Origin of the sequence: Bosea sp. (in: a-proteobacteria) (assembly GCF_023953965.1) — a bacterium.
Classification (GTDB): domain Bacteria; phylum Pseudomonadota; class Alphaproteobacteria; order Rhizobiales; family Beijerinckiaceae; genus Allobosea.
In genome coordinates this window covers 1,712,438-1,733,765 of record NZ_JAMLIX010000001.1, presented here as the reverse complement: position 1 = coordinate 1,733,765, position 21,328 = coordinate 1,712,438, and the positions used below count along the sequence as shown (strand labels likewise).

The window sequence follows — 21,328 nt, the reverse complement described above, 5'->3', positions numbered from 1 at the left end:
GCCATCACCGCGGGCAAAGCGCCACCGGCCGCGCGCCGGCCGAGCTCGGCCAAACCGCCGCCGCCCCCGCCTGCGAGCCTATAGCCGCAAGGGCGGCCGTTGCGACGATGTCGATGTTCTCCTGCGCCGGGATCCTCGTCCATTCCGTCGCTGCCCCATGCCGGGCGATCTGGTCCATCACGACACCGGGAGTGGCGTCGGACGGATCGCCACGACGCGCGGCGACGCGCTGAACCAGCGTCTCCCGCGGCACCTGAAGCCACAGGCCGCAGAACGGCACACCGGCGCGCCGCGCCGCCTCCGCGATCCGTTCCCGCTCGATCCGCCGGTCGAAAACGGCGTCGGCGATAGCCGCGCTACCCTGCGCCAGCGCCGCCTCCGCCATCTGCATCATCGCGCGATAGGTTCGGGCCGAGACGTCTGCGCCATAAGCGTCCGCCGACAGCCGCGTCTCGGCCGTCACGCCGCACAGCTTCTTCCGGATCCGGTCGCTCGCGGCAACGCGCGCGCCCGGCGGCGGCCCCAGCCTCGGCGCGATCTTCGTCGCGAGCGTCGACTTACCCGAACCCGAATAGCCGCCAACCGCGACGAGAACGGGCGAGCTTGGCTTCAGAAGGCTGCGGCAAAGCTGGAGATAGGCCCGTGCCTTCGCCAATCGCGAGGCTTCCGGCGTGCCGCCGTCCATCGCGGTCACATGAGCGCGCACGGCAGCCCGCACCGCCATGAAGAACGGCAACAGGCGCAAGCCGGTCTCATCGTCGACCGCGTCGAGATAGCGGTTGAAGAGGACGTTCGCGAGCGGTTCGAGCTTGCGGTGCCAGAGATCCATGAGGACGAAGGCGAGATCGTAGAGGATGTCCACGGTCGCCAGATCCTCGTCGAACTCCAGACAGTCGAAGAGCAGCGGCCTGTCCTCGAACAGGCAGATATTGCGCAGGTGCAGGTCGCCATGCCCGCGTCGAACCTTTCCCTCACGGGCCCTCCGGTCGAGCAGGCCGGCATGACGTGCCAACGCTTCCCGGCAGCCGGCGATGACGGGTTCGACCTCACTGCGCGAGAGGATATCCGCATTGGCGAAAGCTTGCTCATTGACCGTAAGCACGCGTTCCATCCGTCCGGCCCCCTCGCAATCCGTCGAGACGCAGGCCGCCCGGTGGAGACGAGCGATCGCCGCCGCGAGCCCAGCCATCTCGGCTACGCTGAGAGATCCCTCCTGCGCCATCCGGTCGAAGAGGAAACTGTCGTTGAAGCGTTCCATTTCCAGAACGGCATCGACCAATTCGCCTTGGCCGTTCAGGGCGAGGTCTCCGTTCTGCTTGCGCGTGATCCGATGCACGGCGCGATAAAGGTCAGGAGCCGTCCGGCGATTCAGCATCAGCTCTCGCTCGCACATCGCCAGGCGCCGTTCCGGCGTCGACAGATCGACATAGGAGAGCTTGACCGGGCGTTTCAGCTTGAGGGCACGGGTGCCGATCAGCAGCACGATCGAGATGTGGGTCGAAACCAGCTCCATCCCGTCATTGCCGCCGCCGAAGGCATCGGATGACCCCAGGAAGCAGATCGTTTCATTCTGGCTGGCAATCTGCATGACGAGGCTCCGACCGGACGGACCACTGTCGCCAAATTCCGAAAAATCACCTTGATACGCATCAAGATTCCCGGTTTTCCGCCCCCGAAAAGCAGTCTGGAAGAAGCGACGGGCAACCGCTCGCCACCCGCCGATCATTCTCGTCCTTGACGAAAATCAAGGGGTGAAAGCCGGTCTCATCCGAGGAGCCCCGCCATGCCTGAAGCACGTGTATCCGGCTGGATTGCCAGGGTCAGGCGCTCCCGGTGGGGCGGGCGCATCTGTACGATCGCAGGCTGCCTCGCCTGCCTTCGCGCTCCTGCTGCGCCTGCGAGCCTTCGTCAGCCTCGTTCGCGAAATCGTCTACCGCTGAAACCGCCTCGGCCATGGCCTCCGCCGACCGGCGGCAAAGCTTCTCACGCGGAGGTGAGCGCCTTCCGGAGCCGCCGGACGATCTGCTTTCGGGCACGTTCGTCCGCAGCCAGCGACATCTGCTCGTCGATATCGAGGATCAGGCTGGACAGTTCATTGTGCCAGTCGAGCCGACCGGCGCTTTCCGCTGCGCTGCGGACGGGGCCGCTGATCTGGCGAGGCGCCCCGCCGGGAAGCGCGAACACACTGTCGAGCGTCGGCGCGACGACGCGCAGATCGGCATCCAGCCTCTTCAACCTGTCCGCGAAACCTTCCATGGCGTGCTCCTCGCCATGGGTCAGGAAAACCGAACCGGAAATCGGCCGCCGCTCCGCGACCCAGGCAGCGAGCTGAGGCCCGTCCGCATGCCCCGAATAAAGATCGATCGAGCGAATGCGGGCCTTCACCTGGACGTCCTCGCCCATCAGCCGGACGCGGCGGGCGCCGTCGAGCAGGATCCGGCCGAGCGTCCCCTGCGCCTGAAAGCCGACGAAGAGGATCGTCGCGGCCTCGCGCCACAACCAGTTCCTGAGATGATGCCGGATACGCCCCGCATCGCACATGCCGCTCGCCGCGATCACGATGTGAAAGCCGCGGATGCGGGCGATGGCCTTGCTTTGCTCGACGGATTCCGTGAAACGGACCCGCGGGTCGCGCAGGGCCTCGAGCAGGGCTTCGCCATTGGCCATCTCGCCCGCGTGGCTCTCGAAGATGGCGCTGGCCTTGGTCGCCAGCGGTGAATCGACGAAGATCGGCGCACCTGGAATGCCGCCTTCATTCATCAGGCGGACGAGATCGACGAGCAATTCCTGGGTTCGTTCGACGGCGAAGGAGGGAATGAGGAGCGGGCCCGAGCGCTGCGCCGCGGCCTTGACCTCGGCTTGCAGGATTTGCAGGCGCCGTTCCGGCGTGACGTCTTCCCGATCGACGTCGCCATAGGTCGTTTCGCAGATGACGTAGTCGATTCCGCGTGGCCCGGTCGGGTCGGCGTGGAACGATTTGAGGCTCGAGCCGATATCGCCCGAAAAGAGCAATCGCATGGGAGGTCCGCCCGGCCTGTCGATCTCGACCTCGATGGAAGCCGAGCCGAGCAGATGCCCTGCGTCCCAGTATCGGGCCCGGATACCCTTGGCGATCGCCGCCCACTTGCCGAGAGGCACGGGACGGAACTGCGTGAGGGTCGCAATGGCCTGCCCGGCCCCGTAGATCGCCTCTACCGCCGAACGGCCCCGGCGCGCGTTTCGCCGGTTGAGCTGCTCGACCTCCATCTCCTGAACATGCCCGGAATCAGGCAGCATCACCGAACAGAGATCGACCGTCGCTGCAGTCGCGAATACCGGTCCCTGGAAACCGTCCTTCGCCAGCTTCGGCAGCAATCCGCTATGGTCGATATGGGCATGCGTCAGAAGCACCGCATCGACCGAAGCGGGATCGAAGGGAAACGCCCGGTAGTTCAGCTCCTTTTCGGTCTTTGATCCCTGGAAGAGACCGCAGTCGACGAGGATGTGGGCCTCCCCCGTCCGCAGTGCGAAGCACGAACCGGTGACGGCCTGGGCCGCGCCGTGAAAGCAAAGACGGATTCCGGTCTCACGCCCACCGGTTTCTGCCATGGTCGGTCTCCGAACAAGGTCGCAAGCTGGCCGAGGCTCGGCGACGAAGACATGCGCGTTCCCGCAGATGCGAGCGCGATCCGGTCTTCTCTTGAAGCGCGATCCGTCGAGCCTCGCCTTGAGCACGATCAAATTCGCGGCTGTTGCGTTCCTTTTGCGCTGGATCAAGGCAGGCGGCCGATAGTGGCGATGTCTGTCTCGGAGACCAGCGCCGACCTCAGGAGCCACGCCATGAATCTACGGATTCCGCATGATGCCTGGGTGATCGTCTGCGACGCCCGCAGGGCGATGTTTCTGCGAAACGAGGGAAGCGCGACGCAGCCCAAGCTCGCAGTCGAGGAGATCAAGGAAGCCCCCGCCAATCCCTATTTTCTGACGCCTCGCCCTGTCTCGATCGTGGGGACGGTTGCCAAGGCCGCGGCTGGAATGAAATCACCGAGAGTGGCCGCTGAGTTGAATTCCCTTTTCGGGAAGGCCCCCTTGTTCGGCTCCGCTCGCTTCGCGCAAGCTTGTTTTCTCGGATCGCGAGGTGCCCATGCCTTATCTCGTTGCCAGGGATGTCGATGCACGGCCCGCCGGCGTGCGGTTTCACGAGCTCGTCGAGAGAGGCGGAATCCTGGGGTTGCCGGGAGCTCATAACGGGATGGCCGGCCTGCAGGCGAAGGCGGCGGGGTTCGAGGCCGTCTATCTCTCGGGCGCGGCCATGTCGGCATCCATGGGGTTACCCGATCTCGGCATCATCACCATCGATGAGGTCGCCTTCTTCATCAGGCAAGTGGCGCGCGCCTCCGGGCTTCCGCTGCTCGTCGATGGCGACACCGGCTATGGCGAAGCTCTCAATGTGATGCACATGGTGAGAGTCTTCGAGGAAGCCGGCGCCGGCGCCGTCCATATCGAGGATCAGCTGCTTCCGAAAAAATGCGGTCATCTCAACGACAAGAAGCTCGCAGACGCCCGTGACATGGCCGCGAAGATTGCCGCAGCCGCGACGGCGCGGCGCTCGCTCTATCTGATCGCCAGAACGGATGCTGCCGCGAGCGAAGGACTCGACGCAGCCGTCGCGCGGGCGAAGCTGTATCTGGAAGCCGGCGCGGACGCGATTTTTCCCGAGGCCTTGGAAAACGCCGAGATGTTCCGGACGTTTGCGCAGCGGCTACCGGACGTGCCGTTGCTCGCCAACATGACGGAGTTCGGCCGGACTCCCTTTTTCACCGCGGCCGAATTCCTCGCGATGGGTTATCGCATGGTGATATGGCCGGTATCGTCTCTGCGTATTGCGAACAAGGCCCAGGAGAATCTCTACAGGGTTTTGCACGAAAATGGCTCGACGCAATCACTGCTGCCGCAGATGCAGACCCGCGCCGAGTTGTACGAGCTCATCGGGTTGGCATCGTATGAAGCTCTGGACGCGTCGATCGTCTCGACCGTCTACAAGTGATCGGCGTTCGCTGATCGGCTCGAATGGCAGGGCAGCATATGAGGGTTGGCATCGTATCGGATATTCATTGCAATGCAGCCGGCCTGGAATGCGCGCTGCAGGCGATGGGCGAGATCGATGAACTCCTGTGTCTTGGCGACAGCATTTACGACTACCGGTTCTCGAACGACGTCGTGTCGATGCTGCGCCGGCTGAATGCCAGGACGATCCAGGGCAACCACGAGGAGGGATATTTCCGCCGTCATTACGGTGGCGCTCCGTCGAACGGTGCAGTCGATATCGAGCTCGCGACCTGGCTTGGGCAGAAGCCCGACGAAATCAAAGTCACCATCGACGGCCGCTCCATCCTGATGGTTCATTCCACCCCTTGGAAGCCGCGCGGGGAGTATGTCTACCCAAGCAGTGCTGCGCTCAGGCGTTTCGGCACAACAGATGCGGACGTTCTTCTATACGGCCATACGCATGTCGACATGATCAGGCGCGTCGGACCGTTGCTGGTGATCAATCCGGGATCGGCCGGTGAGCCACGCGACCGTGGCCAGGGCCCTGAAACCACCTGCGCGATCCTGGAGACCACGACGCTCGAGGCCCAGATCATTCGCTGCAGAATGCCTATGGCAGGCATTACACGCGATTAGAGCGGATACCAATCCGGCTGGACCGGCGTCCCGGCATTGCAAAGAGCGACGCGGTGACGCAATCCAGGGGGCGTAGAGCGCTGCGCTCCCCGATTGCTTCGCCGACGCGTGCACCGCGCCGCAGCGTACCGGATTCTCGCTGTCGTTCAGACTGGCCGAAACTTCGGCAACGCTATCGTGGCTCCGTCATCATCCGTCAAATGCTCAAACATCACCTCGACCGGCATGCCGATCCGGACCTGATCGGGTTCGCAGCCGACGATATTGGTGACCATCCGGTATCCCTCGTCGAGTTCCACGATCGCAAATACATAAGGGACAGCCATCGTTGGAAGCATGGGCCGATAGACAATCGTGAACGAATAGACCTTTCCATGACCCGAACCCTTGGACCATGACAGCTTTCCGGACTGGCAATTGCGGCAATAGGAGCGCGGGAACCACTGGATGCGTGAACAGTCGTCGCAGCGCTGGATACGCAGTTCGCCGTCCTGGCATCCGTCCCAGAACGGCTTTCCCTCTTCGCTGATCTCCGGGAGGATGTGATCGCTATTGTTCTGCCTCGCCATGTCAGCCTCGTCCGAGAAGAGTTGCAGGGAAGATCCCCATCTGGGCGCCATAGCCCTGGATCAGCGCCACCTTGGGGTCCTTGACCTGGTAACCGAGGCCTTCGCCGCGCAATTGCCTCACGGCCTCGGTGAGCATGAACATGCCGCCTGGAAAGCCCGAATGACAGTAAGAGAGAAGGCCGCCATGCGTGTTGAGCGGCAGATCGCCGCCGGGCCCGATATGGCCTTCGGTCACGAAGCGCGCGCCCTCGCCATCGCCGCAATAGCCGAAGCCCTCGAGGAACAGGATCGGGACGATCGTGAACGGATCATAGGTGAAGAGGACGTCGACATCGTCCTTGGACAGCCCGGCGTGAGAAAAAGCACGCCCAGATGCCGTCCTCGCTCCTTCGCGAAGCGTATAAAGATGCGGCAACTGGCTGAAGCTGTCGTGGGTCAGGCCCTGCCCGGTGCCATAGCAGGTCTCGCTCGCCAGCACATTGACGGGACGGGAACGCGGGTCACCGATATCGTCGGTGCGCCGCAGCACCAGCGCACATCCGCCATCGGACACAAGTGAACAATCGAGCCTGTGGAACGGCGTGGAAATCATCGGCGAGGCCAGCACGTCCTCGATCGTGATCGGCTTGCCGTGCATGTGCGCGCGCGGATTGAGCGCTGCATAATTGCGTGCGGACACCGCGACATGGGCAAGCTGTTCCGATGTCGCGCCGTGGTCCTCCATATAGCGTGTCGCGATCACCGCAAACGTCGCCGCGACGAGAGGGCCGTAAGGGTCCTCGAATTCCTTGTTACGATTCATGGCGAGCGCCTTCAGCGCCATATCGCGCCCGCCATAGGTCAGGAAGTTGTCACCTGCGATGATCAGCGCCGTTCGGCATTGGCCGCTCGCCACCGAGGCTGCGGCGAGCTGAAGCGCGTGCCCGCTGCTCGAGGCGGAGCCAAGTCCCACGGTCTCCACGACGCGCAGACGGTCCGACGACAGGCCGAAGTATTCGGAAAACGCGTTCGAGTAGCGAACATGATAATCGAGGTACGAATTCAGGACGAACAGGCCGTCCACGTCGGTCTTGTCCAGCCCGGCATCGGCGAGCGCCGCTTTTGCCGCTTGAACGCCAAGGGACATCGGGCTGCTGCCGGGCACGAGCCCGATATCCGATTCACCGACCCCGACGATGGAGATGGATGCGGCTGGAATGCTCATGAGGATTTTCCTGTCGAGATAGGCGCTGCAGCGGGCCGGAGCACGAACAAAGCATCGACGATGCTGATGGCCTTGCCACCGGGCTGGACGATCAACGGGTTGAGATCGATAGCGTCGATATGGTCGCGCATGTCCTGCGCGAACGTGCCGAGCGGAACCAGAATTTCCGCCAGCGCGCGCCGGTCGACCGCTGGCGTGCCGCGATAGCCATCGAGCAAACGGCCGCCCTTGAGCTCTGCCGCCATCGCGTTGACCATGCCGATGTCGAGCGGCGGCACGCGGAACACCACGTCGTTGACCGCCTCGACGAAGATGCCACCGATCCCGAGCATGACGGTGGGTCCAAAAAGCGGATCGACCTGAACCCCAGCGAACAACTCGAGCTCCGACTGTGCCTGCTCCTGGATCAGAATTCCTTCGAAGCGCAACCCGCGCACCGAGCGTTTCGCATTGTTCAGAATGGATCGGAACGCGCGGCTGACGGCCGCCTGGCTACTCAGCCCCAATTCGATGGTGCGGGTTCCGGCGCGATGGGTCAGGTCCGGAGACAGCAGCTTGGCCACGACCGGATACCCGATCTCAGCAGCAGCCCGGGCTGCTTCGGCGGCGGTGTGGACGACTCTCTCGCGCGGCACCGGCAGGCCATAGGCCGCCAGCATCTGTTTGGCGTCGTGCTCGAGGACGACCTTGCCGCCTTGCCTGCGCATTTCCGTCAGTCTCTGTCGGATTCCGTCGCGGGCGGCTTTCGGGGCGGCCGGTACTGTGGCGGTTCGTCCGCCTTGCCGAACCTGTTCTCCAAATTCCGCCCAGCCGCTGATCGCCTCGATCGCCGCCTCCGGGTGATCGACGGCAAGGATTCCCCGGCTTCGGAACATCTCCTCCGAATAGCGGGTCATGCTGCCGGCACGGTATTGTAGCACCAGGCTCGGTTTGGAGGTCCGCTCGGCCGCCGTGGCGATGCTGTCGCAATAGGTCCGCTCGCGCTCGCCGGTCGAGGGAAAGGCCGAATAGGCGATGACGTCGTAGTTGTCGTCGGCGGCGAACAGGTCCAGCGCCTGCACCAGCAGGTCGTGGCCGGTGCTCAGGAACTGGCCGCCGCTGTCGAACGGGTTGCCGGGCGATGTATCCGACAGCAACGCGTGGATCTGCTGGCGCGTCGTCTCCGCCGGAGGCGGCAATTCCAGACCGGCGGCGGTGAACTTGTCGGCCATGACGACCGCCATCCCGCCGCCTTGGGCATAGACTCCCACGCGCCGGCCTTTCGCCACGCCAAAGCGCGAGAACATGCCGCCAGCGGTGACGAGGGCATCGAAGCTGTTGACCTGCACGATACCGTATTGCTGCAGGACGGCGTCCATGACCTTGTTGCCGCCAGCCAGCGCTCCGGTATGCGCCGCCGCGGCGCGCAGGCCGACCTCCGTAACGCCGGCCCGCATGACGACAATGGGCTTGCCGAGCGAACGCGCCAGAGCGGCGCTTTCCAGAAACTGCGCCGGATGGCGCATGGCCTCGAAGTAGCAGAGAATGACCTTGACCGCCGGATCGCGGACGAAATGATCGATATAGTCCGGAATCGTGATGCCGGTCTCGTTTCCCGCCACGGCCAAGTATCCGACGCCCACTCCCGCGTACCAGGCTCGGTTCAGAATCGTGAAGCCGCAGCCGCCGCTCTGCGAGATGATTGCGACGTCCCCTCCCTTCATAACCTCGGGTAAGTTTGTGGTCGCTATCGAGACGGAGCCTTCGTTGAAATTTGCAACCCCCAATGTATTCGGCCCGCACAATGCCAGGCTGTTGGCAGCGGCTATCGACCTGATCTCTTCCTGAAGCCGTTCGCCCTCGGGCGTTCCCGTTTCGCCGAACCCGGAGGCGACGACCGTCATCGCGGGGATGCCGCGCTGCACGCAGTCTTTCAGCGCGCCAGGCACCAATTCCGAACGCAGCGCAATGACGGCATGATCAGGCGTTTCCGGCAAGTCGAGCACGGATGGAAACGCCTTCCAGCCCTCCACCTTCTCCGCGCGTGTCGAGATCGGATAAACGGAGCCTCCAAAGCCGAAACGGCGCAGATTAGCCAAGGGCGTGTTGGAAAAACGCCCGATCGTGGTGGAAGCGCCGATCACGGCGATTGCTTTCGGGTGGAAGAGCGGCTCAAGATTTAATTTGGACATGATTGTAGAGTTCTCTCGATGAGATTAACTTAAAAACCATGGCGAGATAGCTTCTCTCAACTTTCCCAGAAAATCACGCGCCGATGAACAGCTCTCATGCCCCAGTGGATGAGGACGCCAAGCACACCGAGCACCATCAGCACGCCGAAGACGCCATCTATGGAAAGCACGGCATTCTTCTGAACGAGAAGATAACATAAGCCGCTTCTGGCACCCACGAATTCGCCGGTGATGACACCTAGCAGCGCCAGTACAATACCCGTCTGCATCGCTCCGAAGAGGTAGGGCAAGGAGGCAGGAAAGCGCGCGATTCGAAAGATTTTCCACTCACTGCTCGAGAAGCCCCGCAGCAACTCGATCTGGGAGGGCGGAACGGCCTTCAGGCCGATGATCATATTGACCAGGACCGGGAAGAAAGCGAGCAAAGCTCCCAGCAGGACTTTTGGAATAACTCCGAAACCGAACCAGGTGATCAGGAGTGGGGCAAGCGCGATTTTCGGGAATGTTTGCAAAACGACGTTAACTGGATAGAGCACGCGCTCAACGCGAGGAAAATAGGTGAACAGCGCCGCGACCAGAGTACCGGCGGCCGTTCCAAGTGCGAATCCGGCAAGAGTCTCGTAGACCGTTACACCGATGTGCCTCCAATACAGACCAGAGGCGAAGTCGGCCCAAAGCGTCACGAATACGTTACTTGGTCGTGGAAGCAGGAGCTCCGAAATGCCGAAATACAGGACGCTGGCCTCCCAGGCGACTCCGATTACGGCGAAGACAGCCAACACCGGAAAGACCGCGAGAACCTGCCGGACGCCGCGAGCCAGGATGGACCCATGCGGTATGGAGCTTCGCGCAGCCATGACAGCTCCAGCCGTTGATGTGGATGCAGGTGACATTGTGCCCACCGGTTACGTGTTATCCATCCACCGAATGGTCGGTGAGATGGCTTCCCAACATGGACCGGCAGTCGCGGGCATAATTGCCAAATGCCGGCGTCCCGAGGATGTCCAGGCCGCGCGGGCGCGGCAGGTCGATTTCGATGATATCTGTCACCTTCGCCGGCCGACGAGACATGACCGCAACCCGGCTGGCCAAAAAGATGGCTTCGGAAATACTGTGGGTGATGAAGATGACCGTCTTCCCGCTGGCCTGCCAAATGGCCTGAAGCTCGATGTTCATCTGCTCGCGGGTAATAGCGTCCAATGCGCCGAAGGGCTCGTCCATGAGCAAAACCGCGGGATCGTGAACAAGGGCACGAGCAATCGCGACCCGCTGCTGCATGCCGCCCGAAAGCTCGTTGGGATACTTGTTCTCGAAACCTTCGAGACCGACGAGATGAATGAGCTCTCGCGCGCGCTCCTCGCATCGCGCCCTCGAAACATCCAGCACTTCAGCCGCCAGCAGGACGTTTCGCATCACGGTCCACCATGGAAAAAGCACCGGCTGCTGGAAGACGATGCCGACATCGACGCTCGGCTTGACAATGTTGCGCCCGCGCAGTTTGGCTTCGCCCGCTGTCGGCTGGATCAGACCTGCCATAATTCGCAGGAGGGTGCTCTTTCCGCATCCGCTCGGCCCGACGACCGCCAGGAACTCCCCCTCCTCGATATCGAACGAGACGCTCTCGAGCGCCGTGACGGACTCCCCGCTCTTCGTGGTGAAGGTCTTTTCAATCGCCCTCAGTTCAACCAACGTATTTTTTACGTTCATCGCCTCGTCTTCCCGATTTATCTCTGAGTTTCCGTGGAAACCGGGAACGTATCCTGAGGCAAAGGACATCATGCTCCTCATCGGGGCGAACCCGTCATCTCTTTTGCCGCGCGGACAACAGCATCGCGGTCCCAATCATTGATGCTGCCTAGAAGAGAGGTATCGAACAGCTGGCCGAAAGCGAGCTTCTGCTTTACCTGATTGTATTCGTACATGATGTCCTGAAGCCCCATGACACGATCGGCGACGATGGCGCCGAACTGGCCCTTTGGATCCTCGAGGTCCATCGTATTGATTCGGGCGATCAGTTCCTGCTTGGCCCGATTGAGCGCTTCTTCCTCCGAAATCCCCGACGGCTTGCTTTCCGGAAAGATTTTCCAATGGATCCGGATGGCAGCCTCGGGGTTGGTCTTTGCGAAAAGGGTAGCTTTTGCAATTCCACGGGCAAGTTTCACCGCGACATCCCGTTTCTTCTCCAGGTCGGATTTTCTGGTCATCAACACCGCACCACAGCCGAAGCGAGCGTCCAGCGGGCTTTTTAGTTCACGTAGCGGCAAGCCAAGAGCCTTCAGTCCACCCTCCGTATTGTCGAAGCCGAACACCGCCTGGATTTGGCCCTGCTTCAATCCGTTCGCCATGAGGCCAGGCGAATTGCCGAACGGCAAAATCTCGACTTCGGTCTCATCGTTGATACCAGCAGCTCTCAACACGGACCGCGCATAAACCGTAGCAGCGCTGGCAAGATCGGGCACCCCGATCTTGGCTCCCTTGAGATCGCCGATCGACTTGATCGATCCACTTTCCAGTGAGACGGCTCGATACTGGTTCTGCGTGAATACACAATAATAGCTCGTCAGATCCGCGCCCTGCGCGACCGCCGCAAAATAGGCGCCGGTGCCCGGAATCGCGAAATCCAGGCCATTCGACAACAGCATCGGGATTGCGATATTTGAACCCGCCACCCCCAGAACGTCGACCTTCAAACCTTCGTTTTCCCAGTATTTCAGATAGAGCGGCAAAGATGTGTAGGCCGCGAGGCTCGGCGTCAGCTGACTGACCGTAATGCCGAGCTTTACTGGAATCGGCGCATTTTGCGCCCTGGCAACGGAATGCGCTCCGGCGACAATTGCCAAGCCGGCCAGCACAATGGTGGCCGCACATCTGATGTCGGAAGCGACACGATGGATTAGGTCGAGGGCGATCGTCCTGCGCATGAATACCTCCCCATTGCCCGGCGGTTTGCATATGCCGGGCGTTGCTCGCATATTGGAGCCCGGCACGCGTCCTTGGCTAGCCGACGATAGCTAAAACCGCTTTCGACTGGGCCTAAATATTGGATGCGCCAGAAACTGCGGTAGCCATTGAGGCGCAACCGCACCTTCGCGCAGAATAGACCCAACCGGCAAGTAAGTCGGGAAATTCGAAAGGGGAGGCCGGAAATTGGACAGATTATGGGGAATGGAGGTATTTGTTAAAGTCGTCGAGGCTGGAAATCTATCGCGCGCCGCCGAAAATCTTAGAATGGCAAATGCTTCTGTAACGAACTGGATCAGAAATTTAGAATCCCACCTCGGTGTGACGCTGCTCCACCGCAGCACGCGTCATATGAAGCTCACGGAAGAAGGCGCGACCTATTATAAGGAATGCCGCGAAATTCTCGCCCGCGTCGAGGAGATCGAGAACAGCACCATCATGGGCAGGACCGCCGTGCGGGGCACGCTGCGCGTGGACATGCCCATTGCCATCGGCCATCAGATCCTGGGGCCCAGCCTTGTCGCCTTCGCCAAACGTCATCCTGACTTGAACACCGTCGTCAATCTTACCAACAGCGTGGACGACTTGATACATCGCGGAATCGACGTCGCCATCCGCATGGATGCCGTGCATGACGGCGATCTCGTGGCGCGCTGGATATTCGAGGACCGGCATGTCGTTTGCGCCGCCCCGCAATTCCTCGTCGGGCAGGACATACCCAAACACCCCGCAGCGATCGCTCCCAGGGACTGCATGGGCTACATCACGACCGCGTCGACCAAGCCACGCCCCTGGGTGATGCGATCGGGTTCGGAAGAATTTAACATCGAGCCAGCGCATAACCTCTCCTTCAACAGCAGCGATGCCCTTCTCCAGAGCGCATGCCGCGGCGGGGGATACGTTTATGTCCTGCATGTGCTGGCGAAGGACTTTTTGAAGCGCGGGGATCTGGTGTCGGTTCTCGACGACTGGGAAATGGAGACCCAGACCTTCTATGCCGTCTATCCCCAGTCGAGGTTCGTCGCGCCGAAAGTCCGCACATTCATCGAATTTCTGCAAAGAGATGTGTTCGAGACGGAGCCGACGTCCGCCTCACGGACGATTCCACAATTGGTGGCACGCCGACACGCCTGATCGCGGCTCTATTCTTCGGGATCATTGAATAGCGATTTCGCCTTTTCCAACTCCTCTTGATCCGGCAGTTCGGGCAGTTTGCCCGCGCGGATAAAGAGGAAGCGGAGAGGCTGACCAATGCGGCAAAGACAATTCGACCTTGTGGTCGTCGGCTGTGGAGCTGGCGGCCTGTCTGCAGCGACAGCCGCCGCTGAGAAGGGGGCTTCGGTTGCCATCATCGAACGGGCCCCGGAAAGTGAGCGCGGCGGGCAGACTCGATATACCGAGGCTTATCTTCGCATGAAGAGCAAGCAGGAGGTCACGGACGATTTTGAGGAGCATATGGCAGCCAATGGCGGCGGCTATATTGATCCCGATCTCGTTCAGGAGACGTTGCGGCCGCTCGACGAACGCCAGCCGCAAGCCAGGACGCTCAATATGGTCGATCCGGAGTTCCTGCAAACTCTGGCGGGGCAGGCGGGCCCGACCATTGCGTGGCTGGAGAGCTTCGGCCTGCAATTCGACTTCCTGCCGACCCAGTTCCTGACGAAGTCACAACCTCGCCTGCTGCCGGTCGGAGGCGGTCTTGCTCTCGTCGAGAAACTCGCCGGGCAGGCCGAGAAACTCGGGGTCAGCTTTTTTTACGAAACCACCTTCTGCGGCCTTGAGGTCAACGAGGCGGGATGCGTGACCTCGCTCGTCGCCCGCGATGCGGCCGGCCGGAGAGAGCGTTTTTTCGGCAAAATCGTCCTCGCCTGCGGTGGCTTCGAAGGGAACGCCGAAATGTTGACTCGCTATATCGGGCCCCGCTCCATCTATCTTCGTCCGATCTGCAAAGGCGCGCTGTTCAACCGCGGCGAAGGCATTGAGATGGCGCTCGCCGCGGGCGCGGCGACATGCGGCGATTTCGGCAGCTACCACGCCGAGCCGATCGATCCCCGGTCGGGGGTTTCGGAGCCCTCCGTCTTCGCCTTTCCTTATGGCGTGCTCGTCAACAAGGAAGGTTCGCGCTTTACCGACGAGGCGCCCGGCGCAGTCGATGCCCATTACGAGAACATAACGCGCAGGATCTATGAGCAGACTGCGGGCCTCGCCTATGTCATCCTGGATCAAAAGCACACGCGTATACCGAAATACCGGCTCTCGCTTCGTACCGACCAGCCACCATTATCAGCCAGTTCGATGGAGGATTTGGCAACTCTGATCGGAGTGCCGGCCAAACCTCTTATGGCTACGATAGAAGCATTCAACGCCGCTTGCGTCGATGGCGTCTTCAAGCCTCTCGAGGTCAATGGCCTCGCGACGGTCGGACTGTCGCCGGCCAAGTCGAATTGGGCCGTACCTCTCGACGAGCCGCCGTTCCATGCCTATCCGATAATCTCCGCTAACGTCTTCACTTTCGGCGGATTGAAGATCGACGAGAACGCCCAAGTCCTGAATACCGATGGTCGACGGATAGAGGGTCTCTATGCTGCGGGCGAGATCGTCGGATCCTATTACCATACCTATACCGGAGCGACCTCGGTACTGAAGGGCCTTGTGTTCGGTCGTCAGGCGGGGCTGCACGCCATCAAATCCCGCCAGGCGGGAGCGCTTCGTGAAGTTCGGGCATGACCGATCTTGCCGAGGGATGCCTCGCGGGCCGCGTTGCGCTGATCACCGGGGCGAGCGGCGGAATTGGCGGAGCGGTAGCAAGGGTTTTCGCAAAGCAAGGCGCGAGCCTCTCGCTGGCAGACCTCGCGGCGCCCGAAATCGCATCGGCCCGGATTGCCAGGCCCAGCGGTCGTTTGATTGCGCTTGCCGCCGATATTACCAAGGCCTCGGACGTTGAAATGCTCGTCGAGCGCACGATCTCGGAGTTTGGCCGCCTCGATATACTGGTGAACGGTGCCGGGGTCGTATCGTTCGGGTCGGCAGAAACACTTAGTGAGGCCGAATGGGATCGCGTCCTCGCCGTGAATCTCAAAGGCACGTTTCTGACCTGCCAAGCTGTCGTGCCACATATGCGCAGGGCCGGATACGGCCGGATAGTCAACTTGGGCTCCGTCGTTGGCAAGAATGGCGGCAACGCGCGAGCCTGGGTCGATCGCCGGGAGCAGTCAAAGGCAGGCAATATCGCCTATGGCGTGTCGAAAGCCGGCGTTCACGCCATGACCGTCTTTCTGGCACGCGAGCTTGCCGCTGATGGCATCACGGTCAACGCGGTTGCGCCTGGTCCGATCGCTTCGGACATGACCACGTCGTTCCCCGCTTCGCTCAAGGCGCTCATCCCGGTCGGCCGCCTTGGCGAGGCCTCGGAGGTCGCCGAGGCGGTCCTCTTTCTGGCCAAGGAAAGCTCGGCGTTCATCACGGCCGAGGTGCTGGATATCAATGGCGGAATATGGGGCGACTGAATCTCTCAAAAGGAAGAAGACAATGAATGAGGATAACAAGACCGCATTACTGCTGCTGGATTTACAGAACGAGATGATTCATCCCGACGGCAAGATCGGCTCAGGTGGGCTCGCTCGGATCGCTCAGGAGCGCGGCGTTCTCGAAAATGCCGGGCGGGCGCTGAAGGCTGCCAGAAATCGTGAACTGCCGGTCGCTCACATCCGTCTCGGATTTCGACCAGATTATATCGATGCCCTGAGCGTCGCCCCCCGTATCGATCGGCTCAAGGCATCAGGCGCAGCCCTCGTTGGCAGCTGGGGTTGTGAGTTCCCGGAGTCGCTTGCCCCAGGCCAGGGCGAACTCATAGTCACCAAGCAAGGTGTCAATCCCTTCTTCAACACAGGGCTCTTATCCTGGCTGCACAAGAACCGGATCTCACACCTGGTGTTTGGCGGCGTCGCCACGAATCTTGTCGTCGAATCCACAGCGCGAGCCGCGGACGATGCAGGCTTTGCGATTTCGGTACTCGAAGATTGCTGCGCGAGTCCCAAGGCCGAATGGCACGACTTCTCAATAAAGAACATCCTGCCGCTCTTTGGGAAAATCTCTTCCTCGGCCGAGTTCGCGTCGTAGAGCCGAGAGGTGAGTCATGACATTCAAAGCCCAACGTCATCGAGCGCCGTGCTCGATGACTATCATGGCGCCGCTGCTGAATTAGGGAACTGGGTTTCAGTCCCGAATTGCAACGTTGTGTTCTTCAACGATCATATCAACGACTCGGGTCGACTGACGGCGAGGTTGGAGCCAAATCCTTCCTTCCCGAATACCCCTCAATGGTCTCGAGAGCCGACGGTGGGCAATCGCATGGAAGCGCAGGAGTGTGGCTACCGGGTCGTCAGCGAACGTGCGAGCGCCACCATTTCCTTGAGCTGCCAGCGCCGCATCAAGCCGTAGTTGTAGAAGCTGATCTGGTCGACGGCGTTGGCGATCGCCGCTTCGAGTTCAGCCCTGAAACCCGGCGAGGTCGGTCCGTGCGGCCAGCCCGAGGCCTGGAAATGTGTGAGTTCCACGCGCGGCGTCGCTGCTGCAGTGAGCCGACGAATGCGTGCGGCTTCCTCGCGGCGCATTTCCGGGTGCCAGACGATGACCGCGCCGATCTTGTCGACCACCCGCTCCAGCTTGACGCCTTCCGAGCCGTCGACCTCGACCGGCGCCCAGACGCCGAGCCGCGCCTGCGACGCCTCGCCCACCGCATCGGCCATGTTGCGCACGAGATCGACGACCGCATCCTCCCGACATTGCAGATAGCCGGCGAGATCCGGATCGCGGTCCAACCAGGCCGCACGCATCTCCTCGAGCGGCCCCGCCGGGTCGGTGTCGGATTGCGCATTGAAGCAGCGCTCGATCTCGATGCGGACACGAGCCTGCAGCCCGTCCGGGTCGAGGCCGGCACGCCGCGCCCGCGCCTTGCAACTCTCGCAGAAACACAGGCTGAGCAACCACTCGGTCCAGGGTGCGATGTCGATCAGGATACGCGGGCGGACCCAGCCATACTGGAACTTGTGGAAGCCGATGCCTTCGAGTTCGATCAGGTCGACGGGAAACTGCGAACTGAGATCGGCACCCATCGCGCAGAAGAATTCCTGCACATCGGTATTGCAGGGGCAGGTCGTCGCCGGCACGCGATCGCCGGTCGGCAACACCTTGGAACATTCCGGCACCTGCCGCGTGATCCAGGGCTGGAACTGGCCGATCGTCCAGGCATTGAGGCGCAGGCCGAGTTTGGCGCTGCGCTCGCTGACCTCCGGCCAGATGCGAACGATCTCGTCATCGGGCCAGACCTCCGGCTTGATGCGACCATAGCGCTCAGCGCGCGCTGGGAAGAAGACACCGCCATGTTCGGTGTAAAGGACGCGTCGTCCCTCGCCGCGCGCCGCCAGAGTCGCGATCGCGTGGTAGTTCGAGGTCAATTCGATGCCGGTGAGGCCGAGATCGCGAATCTCGCCGAGCACGCGATCGACGCCGCCGGCGTGGATATCCCAAGGATAGACCCAGGTCTGAAGCTTCACCGGCGCCTCCTCAAGCGTTCAGTCGAACAGATTCGTCACCGCGCCGTCGGCAACTTCGTAACTGACGATCGCGCGGCCGGAGATCAACGGCCGGAAGCGTTCGACGACATGCTCTTCGTGCTCGCGGCTGTTGAGGTAATCTTTCAGGTCCTGCTCATTGTCAAAGTCGACGCTGAATGCATATTGGAAGGTCTGGTCGCGTTCACTGATGTTTTTGCCGAGCGTGAAGTTGCGCATGTTCTTGTGAACCTGCGGAAACGTCACGTATTCGCGCAGCAAGGCGTCACAGGCTGCTTTGTCGGCGGTCGGCTTGAAGCTGAAAAGCACACTGTGTCGGATCATGATTTCGGTCCAGTCGCGGAGAATTTGAAGAGTTCGGTGGGTGCATCGACCAGAATGCGCTGACGCAGCGTCGCGTCGGGCACAAGCCGTTCGAACAATTCGACGAGATCGGCGTCGTCCGGCGTCGGGCGATCGTACAGGACGTGGGGCCAGTCGGTTGCCCAGACGGTCCGGTCCGGCGCCAGGTCGATCAGCGCGCGCACATAGTCCACGGTGTCGTCGTAAGGCGTTCCCTGGCGCGACACCACATCCATGCGCGAGACCTTAAGCCAGCGCCCCTTGCCTGCCATCACGCGGCGCATGAAGGCGAGATCGTCGTGATCGATGCCTTGGGTGCCATCGAAATAGGCCATGTGATCGATGATCACGGGCGCTTCGATGCGCTCGATCAGGTTCCAGCGCGCCTTCAGCTCGGGCACGCTGGCGTGCAGCGATATGCTCCAGCCCCGCCTGGCGACGCGCGCGACCTGGGTGACGAAAGCGTCCTCGTTCCAGGCATTGCCGAGCATCGACAGAATGTTGAACCGTGCACTGACACAGCCGGCCGCATCGAGTTCGGCCAGGTCGTCATCGCTGACGGATTCATCGACGACGGCGATCGCGCGGAGCCGTTCGGGCATCCGCCGCAGCGCGGCCAGCACGACACCGTGATCGGTGCCATAGATCGAAGCCTGCACGAGCACGGCGCGCTCGATGCCCAGCCAGCCATGCAGCTCGACCATATCGTCCAGGCTGGCGTCGATGGGATCGTATTTGCGATTGGCCGCCAGCCGGCTGCTGCCGGGCGGGCCGTAGATGTGGATGGCGCAATCGCAGGCGCCGGCGGGAAACGCCGTCTTCGGCTTGCGCAATGTGCGGACGCGGTCCGGATAGATGCCTATCACGGCGCAAATCCTTCCGGAACCAGCGTGCCTTCTTCCAGGAAACGCACGGCGGCGCGCCCCATGGCCAGCCGCGCCTCGATCGAGCTCGCGCCCATATGGGGCGTTGAAAACATGTTCGGCATCCGCAACAGGCGCATATCGACCGGCGGCTCGATCAGGAAGGCATCGACGCAGGCGGCAAAGTTCTCATTGCCGGCAAGCCGGTCGGCCAGCGCGACCTCATCGACGATGCCGCCGCGGCAGGTGTTGATCAGCACGCAATCGGGACGCAGGCGCGCCAGCGTTTTCGCGTCATAGAGAAAGGCGTTGCCCGGCGGCCGCGGGATGTGAAGCGACAGCACTTCCGAACGTTCCAGGAGCGTATCGAAATCGACCGGCGTCACATTGTACCGGCGATAGAAATCCGGGAAATCCAGAATGTCGTGAACGAGGATCTCACAGTCGAACGGCTGCAGCAGACGAACGACTTCCTTGCCGATGAAGCCGCAGCCGTGCAGGCCGACGACGCGGCGGGTCAGTTGACGGCCGACCCTCGTCTTCGGCCCTTCGCCCTCGCGCATGGCATAGGCGCGCGACGACAGCCAGCGCAGAGCGATCAACATGAAGGCGATGGTCAATTCGGCGACCGCCAGCCGGTTGACGCCGGGTTGATAGCCGAAGCGGACATTGCGTTTGCGCAGCGCATCGAAATCGACGTTGTCACAGCCGACGCCGAACTTGCCGATAGCGGTCAGGCCGGGGCAGGCAGCCATCACCCGTTCGGTCAGCGGCTCGAGGCCGATGACGGCGGAGTCGCAACCCTGCAAAAATTCGATCAGCGCGTCCTCGCTCAGGACCGGCAGGATCTCGTGGAACTTGGCTTGCGGGTATTTGGCCAGCACCTCGGCTCGCAGCTCGGGGATATTGCCGATGGCTCCGACCGCAATGCCAGGCTTGACGACCATGTTCGGCTCCATCTTGCTTATGTTCGCGAGGTGCGAATTTATTTCGCGCTAGAGCACCAACAAGCGCGTCGTTTGTCAACCCGTTTGCGATGGCGCATGATCCGCAGGAATTTCGTTAAATCACTCTCTTGCGCAGCTATCTTCATGAAGAAAACCACTCCACGCCAAGCCTCTGGCGTCCAGTCCGGCGACACAACTCTGGTTGTCCTGGAGACAGTGGCGTTCGCGGAAGACGAACTGGGCGTCACCCAGATCGCCGGCCGTCTCGGCCTGACGAAAAGCGCCATTTACCGGCATCTGCAGGGGCTGGTGGATCGGGGCTATCTGGTCCAGAACCCGGTGACCTCGCGCTATCTGCTCGGCCCGAAGGCCTATCTCATCGGTCATTTGGCGCCTGCGGTCGGGGACGTGGCCCGCGCCGGCGACGGGCCGATGCGCGAGGTGCGTGACCGCTTCGGTCTGTCGACCGTGCTGACGACGCCGTTGAACTCGGGCGCGCTCGTGGTCAAGACCGTCTCCGGCACCACCAGCATCGCCATCGGCGCCCGCGTCGGCAGCGAGCTCACGCTTCACGGCTCGGCGCAGGGCCAGGTCATGCTCGCTTTCGGCAACCGCACGCTGGTCGATCGTACTTTCGCGGGCGAACTGCCCGCGCTGACCCGCTACAGCCTCACCGATCCCGCCGCGCTCAAGGAGCGCATCGCCAAGGTGCGCGCCGACGGCTATGCCGTCGCGCCGGAAGAAAGCATCATCGGCATTAACGGCCTGGCCGCGCCGGTGTTCAATATGCGCGGCGATCTCGCCGCGGTCGTCGCCATCGTTTCGTCGATCCAGTACCTGCCGGCGGAACCCGCGCAGGACATGATCGACGCCGTTCTGGCGATGGCCCGTTCCATCTCGACATTGCTCGGCTACGGCTATTCCGAAACCGGCAGCATGCGCCGCGCGCGCTAGGGCATCGGATACGAAAAGTGGAATCCACTTTCCGGAAAAATCCGATGCCGTGACAATGAGATAAGATCATCGTCATCGCG

At 61.9% G+C, this 21,328-nt stretch carries 19 protein-coding genes; 7 read left to right on the top strand and 12 right to left on the bottom strand.

Going from position 1 to position 21,328, the window contains the following annotated elements; genetic code table 11:
• Positions 1 to 4: 4 nt before the first annotated feature.
• Together M9917_RS08050 and M9917_RS08045 are read right to left on the bottom strand one after the other, a co-directional pair.
• Positions 5 to 1,726 (bottom strand): bifunctional aminoglycoside phosphotransferase/ATP-binding protein, encoded by a 1,722-nt coding sequence (locus tag M9917_RS08050; protein ID WP_297252543.1) that lies wholly within the window; start codon positions 1,724 to 1,726, stop codon positions 5 to 7.
• A gap of 257 nt (positions 1,727 to 1,983) precedes the next feature.
• Positions 1,984 to 3,588 carry an MBL fold metallo-hydrolase RNA specificity domain-containing protein gene (locus tag M9917_RS08045; protein WP_297252541.1) on the bottom strand — a complete coding sequence of 535 codons (1,605 nt, stop codon included), beginning with the start codon at positions 3,586 to 3,588 and terminating at the stop codon, positions 1,984 to 1,986.
• A gap of 535 nt (positions 3,589 to 4,123) precedes the next feature.
• On the opposite strand from M9917_RS08045, the gene prpB reads away from it, so the two are divergent.
• Together prpB and M9917_RS08035 are read left to right on the top strand one after the other, a co-directional pair.
• Positions 4,124 to 5,026, top strand: coding sequence for a methylisocitrate lyase (prpB, locus tag M9917_RS08040; protein ID WP_297252539.1), 903 nt, complete (start codon positions 4,124 to 4,126; stop codon positions 5,024 to 5,026).
• 38 nt (positions 5,027 to 5,064) lie between these two features.
• On the top strand, positions 5,065 to 5,664 hold the full coding sequence (locus M9917_RS08035; protein WP_297252537.1) for a metallophosphoesterase family protein: 600 nt from the start codon (positions 5,065 to 5,067) through the stop codon (positions 5,662 to 5,664).
• Positions 5,665 to 5,810: 146 nt separating this feature from the next.
• Here the strand turns inward: M9917_RS08035 and M9917_RS08030 are convergent, their stop codons facing one another.
• Genes M9917_RS08030 through M9917_RS08005 form a run of 6 tightly spaced genes read right to left on the bottom strand, consistent with a single transcriptional unit; the run spans position 5,811 to position 12,529 of the window.
• Positions 5,811 to 6,233, bottom strand: a complete 423-nt coding sequence (locus M9917_RS08030; protein ID WP_297252535.1) for a Zn-ribbon domain-containing OB-fold protein — start codon at positions 6,231 to 6,233, stop codon at positions 5,811 to 5,813.
• 1 nt (position 6,234) lies between these two features.
• The gene (locus tag M9917_RS08025; RefSeq protein WP_297252533.1) at positions 6,235 to 7,437 is read right to left on the bottom strand and encodes a thiolase C-terminal domain-containing protein; all 1,203 of its coding nucleotides are present in this window, start codon (positions 7,435 to 7,437) and stop codon (positions 6,235 to 6,237) included.
• Positions 7,434 to 9,608 (bottom strand): acetate--CoA ligase family protein, encoded by a 2,175-nt coding sequence (locus tag M9917_RS08020; protein ID WP_297252531.1) that lies wholly within the window; start codon positions 9,606 to 9,608, stop codon positions 7,434 to 7,436. Before M9917_RS08020 ends, M9917_RS08025 begins: the two co-directional genes overlap by 4 nt.
• 56 nt (positions 9,609 to 9,664) lie before the next feature.
• The gene (locus tag M9917_RS08015) at positions 9,665 to 10,465 is read right to left on the bottom strand and encodes an ABC transporter permease (protein ID WP_297252529.1); all 801 of its coding nucleotides are present in this window, start codon (positions 10,463 to 10,465) and stop codon (positions 9,665 to 9,667) included.
• 55 nt (positions 10,466 to 10,520) lie between these two features.
• Positions 10,521 to 11,387 (bottom strand): ABC transporter ATP-binding protein, encoded by an 867-nt coding sequence (locus M9917_RS08010; RefSeq protein ID WP_367273911.1) that lies wholly within the window; start codon positions 11,385 to 11,387, stop codon positions 10,521 to 10,523.
• Between the two features lie 5 nt (positions 11,388 to 11,392).
• The gene (locus tag M9917_RS08005) at positions 11,393 to 12,529 is read right to left on the bottom strand and encodes an ABC transporter substrate-binding protein (RefSeq protein ID WP_297252527.1); all 1,137 of its coding nucleotides are present in this window, start codon (positions 12,527 to 12,529) and stop codon (positions 11,393 to 11,395) included.
• 244 nt (positions 12,530 to 12,773) lie between these two features.
• Between M9917_RS08005 and M9917_RS08000 the strand changes: the two genes are divergently transcribed.
• From M9917_RS08000 to M9917_RS07985, 4 genes are all read left to right on the top strand, one after another.
• The gene (locus tag M9917_RS08000) at positions 12,774 to 13,703 is read left to right on the top strand and encodes a LysR family transcriptional regulator (RefSeq protein WP_297252525.1); all 930 of its coding nucleotides are present in this window, start codon (positions 12,774 to 12,776) and stop codon (positions 13,701 to 13,703) included.
• A gap of 117 nt (positions 13,704 to 13,820) precedes the next feature.
• Complete coding sequence (locus tag M9917_RS07995; protein WP_297252523.1) at positions 13,821 to 15,296, top strand: FAD-dependent oxidoreductase; 1,476 nt, start codon at positions 13,821 to 13,823, stop codon at positions 15,294 to 15,296.
• The gene (locus M9917_RS07990) at positions 15,293 to 16,075 is read left to right on the top strand and encodes an SDR family NAD(P)-dependent oxidoreductase (protein WP_297252521.1); all 783 of its coding nucleotides are present in this window, start codon (positions 15,293 to 15,295) and stop codon (positions 16,073 to 16,075) included. The genes M9917_RS07995 and M9917_RS07990 overlap by 4 nt, the downstream gene beginning before the upstream one ends.
• Before the next feature lie 22 nt (positions 16,076 to 16,097).
• Positions 16,098 to 16,688, top strand: a complete 591-nt coding sequence (locus M9917_RS07985; RefSeq protein WP_297252519.1) for a cysteine hydrolase family protein — start codon at positions 16,098 to 16,100, stop codon at positions 16,686 to 16,688.
• A 251-nt stretch (positions 16,689 to 16,939) separates the two neighbouring features.
• On the opposite strand, the gene M9917_RS07980 is transcribed toward M9917_RS07985, so the two are convergent.
• The 4 genes from M9917_RS07980 to M9917_RS07965 are packed head-to-tail and all read right to left on the bottom strand — an operon-like array spanning position 16,940 to position 20,294.
• Positions 16,940 to 18,124, bottom strand: a complete 1,185-nt coding sequence (locus M9917_RS07980; protein WP_297252517.1) for a hypothetical protein — start codon at positions 18,122 to 18,124, stop codon at positions 16,940 to 16,942.
• An 18-nt stretch (positions 18,125 to 18,142) separates the two neighbouring features.
• Positions 18,143 to 18,466: a Dabb family protein gene (locus tag M9917_RS07975; protein WP_297252515.1), complete on the bottom strand. Its 324-nt coding sequence runs from the start codon at positions 18,464 to 18,466 to the stop codon at positions 18,143 to 18,145.
• Positions 18,463 to 19,350 (bottom strand): amidohydrolase family protein, encoded by an 888-nt coding sequence (locus M9917_RS07970; RefSeq protein ID WP_297252513.1) that lies wholly within the window; start codon positions 19,348 to 19,350, stop codon positions 18,463 to 18,465. The genes M9917_RS07975 and M9917_RS07970 overlap by 4 nt, the downstream gene beginning before the upstream one ends.
• Entirely contained in the window at positions 19,347 to 20,294 is a 948-nt protein-coding gene (locus M9917_RS07965; RefSeq protein ID WP_297252510.1) for an NAD(P)-dependent oxidoreductase, read from the bottom strand. Before M9917_RS07965 ends, M9917_RS07970 begins: the two co-directional genes overlap by 4 nt.
• 96 nt (positions 20,295 to 20,390) lie before the next feature.
• Between M9917_RS07965 and M9917_RS07960 the strand changes: the two genes are divergently transcribed.
• Positions 20,391 to 21,248, top strand: a complete 858-nt coding sequence (locus M9917_RS07960; RefSeq protein WP_367273910.1) for an IclR family transcriptional regulator — start codon at positions 20,391 to 20,393, stop codon at positions 21,246 to 21,248.
• The last annotated feature ends 80 nt before the right edge of the window (positions 21,249 to 21,328 follow it).

Excerpts from the sequence above, each read along its gene's own strand:
- M9917_RS08025 (WP_297252533.1), bottom strand. The coding sequence starts at position 7,437 with ATGAGCATTCCAGCCGCATCCATCTCCATCGTCGGGGTCGGTGAATCG.
- prpB (WP_297252539.1), top strand. The coding sequence starts at position 4,124 with ATGCCTTATCTCGTTGCCAGGGATGTCGATGCACGGCCCGCCGGCGTG.
- M9917_RS07995 (WP_297252523.1), top strand. The coding sequence starts at position 13,821 with ATGCGGCAAAGACAATTCGACCTTGTGGTCGTCGGCTGTGGAGCTGGC.
- M9917_RS08000 (WP_297252525.1), top strand. The coding sequence starts at position 12,774 with ATGGAGGTATTTGTTAAAGTCGTCGAGGCTGGAAATCTATCGCGCGCC.
- M9917_RS08050 (WP_297252543.1), bottom strand. The coding sequence starts at position 1,726 with ATGATCGGCGGGTGGCGAGCGGTTGCCCGTCGCTTCTTCCAGACTGCT.
- M9917_RS08010 (WP_367273911.1), bottom strand. The coding sequence starts at position 11,387 with ATGATGTCCTTTGCCTCAGGATACGTTCCCGGTTTCCACGGAAACTCA.
- M9917_RS08035 (WP_297252537.1), top strand. The coding sequence starts at position 5,065 with ATGAGGGTTGGCATCGTATCGGATATTCATTGCAATGCAGCCGGCCTG.
- M9917_RS07990 (WP_297252521.1), top strand. The coding sequence starts at position 15,293 with ATGACCGATCTTGCCGAGGGATGCCTCGCGGGCCGCGTTGCGCTGATC.
- M9917_RS08015 (WP_297252529.1), bottom strand. The coding sequence starts at position 10,465 with ATGGCTGCGCGAAGCTCCATACCGCATGGGTCCATCCTGGCTCGCGGC.
- M9917_RS08005 (WP_297252527.1), bottom strand. The coding sequence starts at position 12,529 with ATGCGCAGGACGATCGCCCTCGACCTAATCCATCGTGTCGCTTCCGAC.
- M9917_RS07960 (WP_367273910.1), top strand. The coding sequence starts at position 20,391 with ATGATCCGCAGGAATTTCGTTAAATCACTCTCTTGCGCAGCTATCTTC.
- M9917_RS07965 (WP_297252510.1), bottom strand. The coding sequence starts at position 20,294 with ATGGTCGTCAAGCCTGGCATTGCGGTCGGAGCCATCGGCAATATCCCC.
- M9917_RS08045 (WP_297252541.1), bottom strand. The coding sequence starts at position 3,588 with ATGGCAGAAACCGGTGGGCGTGAGACCGGAATCCGTCTTTGCTTTCAC.
- M9917_RS08020 (WP_297252531.1), bottom strand. The coding sequence starts at position 9,608 with ATGTCCAAATTAAATCTTGAGCCGCTCTTCCACCCGAAAGCAATCGCC.
- M9917_RS07975 (WP_297252515.1), bottom strand. The coding sequence starts at position 18,466 with ATGATCCGACACAGTGTGCTTTTCAGCTTCAAGCCGACCGCCGACAAA.
- M9917_RS08030 (WP_297252535.1), bottom strand. The coding sequence starts at position 6,233 with ATGGCGAGGCAGAACAATAGCGATCACATCCTCCCGGAGATCAGCGAA.
- M9917_RS07985 (WP_297252519.1), top strand. The coding sequence starts at position 16,098 with ATGAATGAGGATAACAAGACCGCATTACTGCTGCTGGATTTACAGAAC.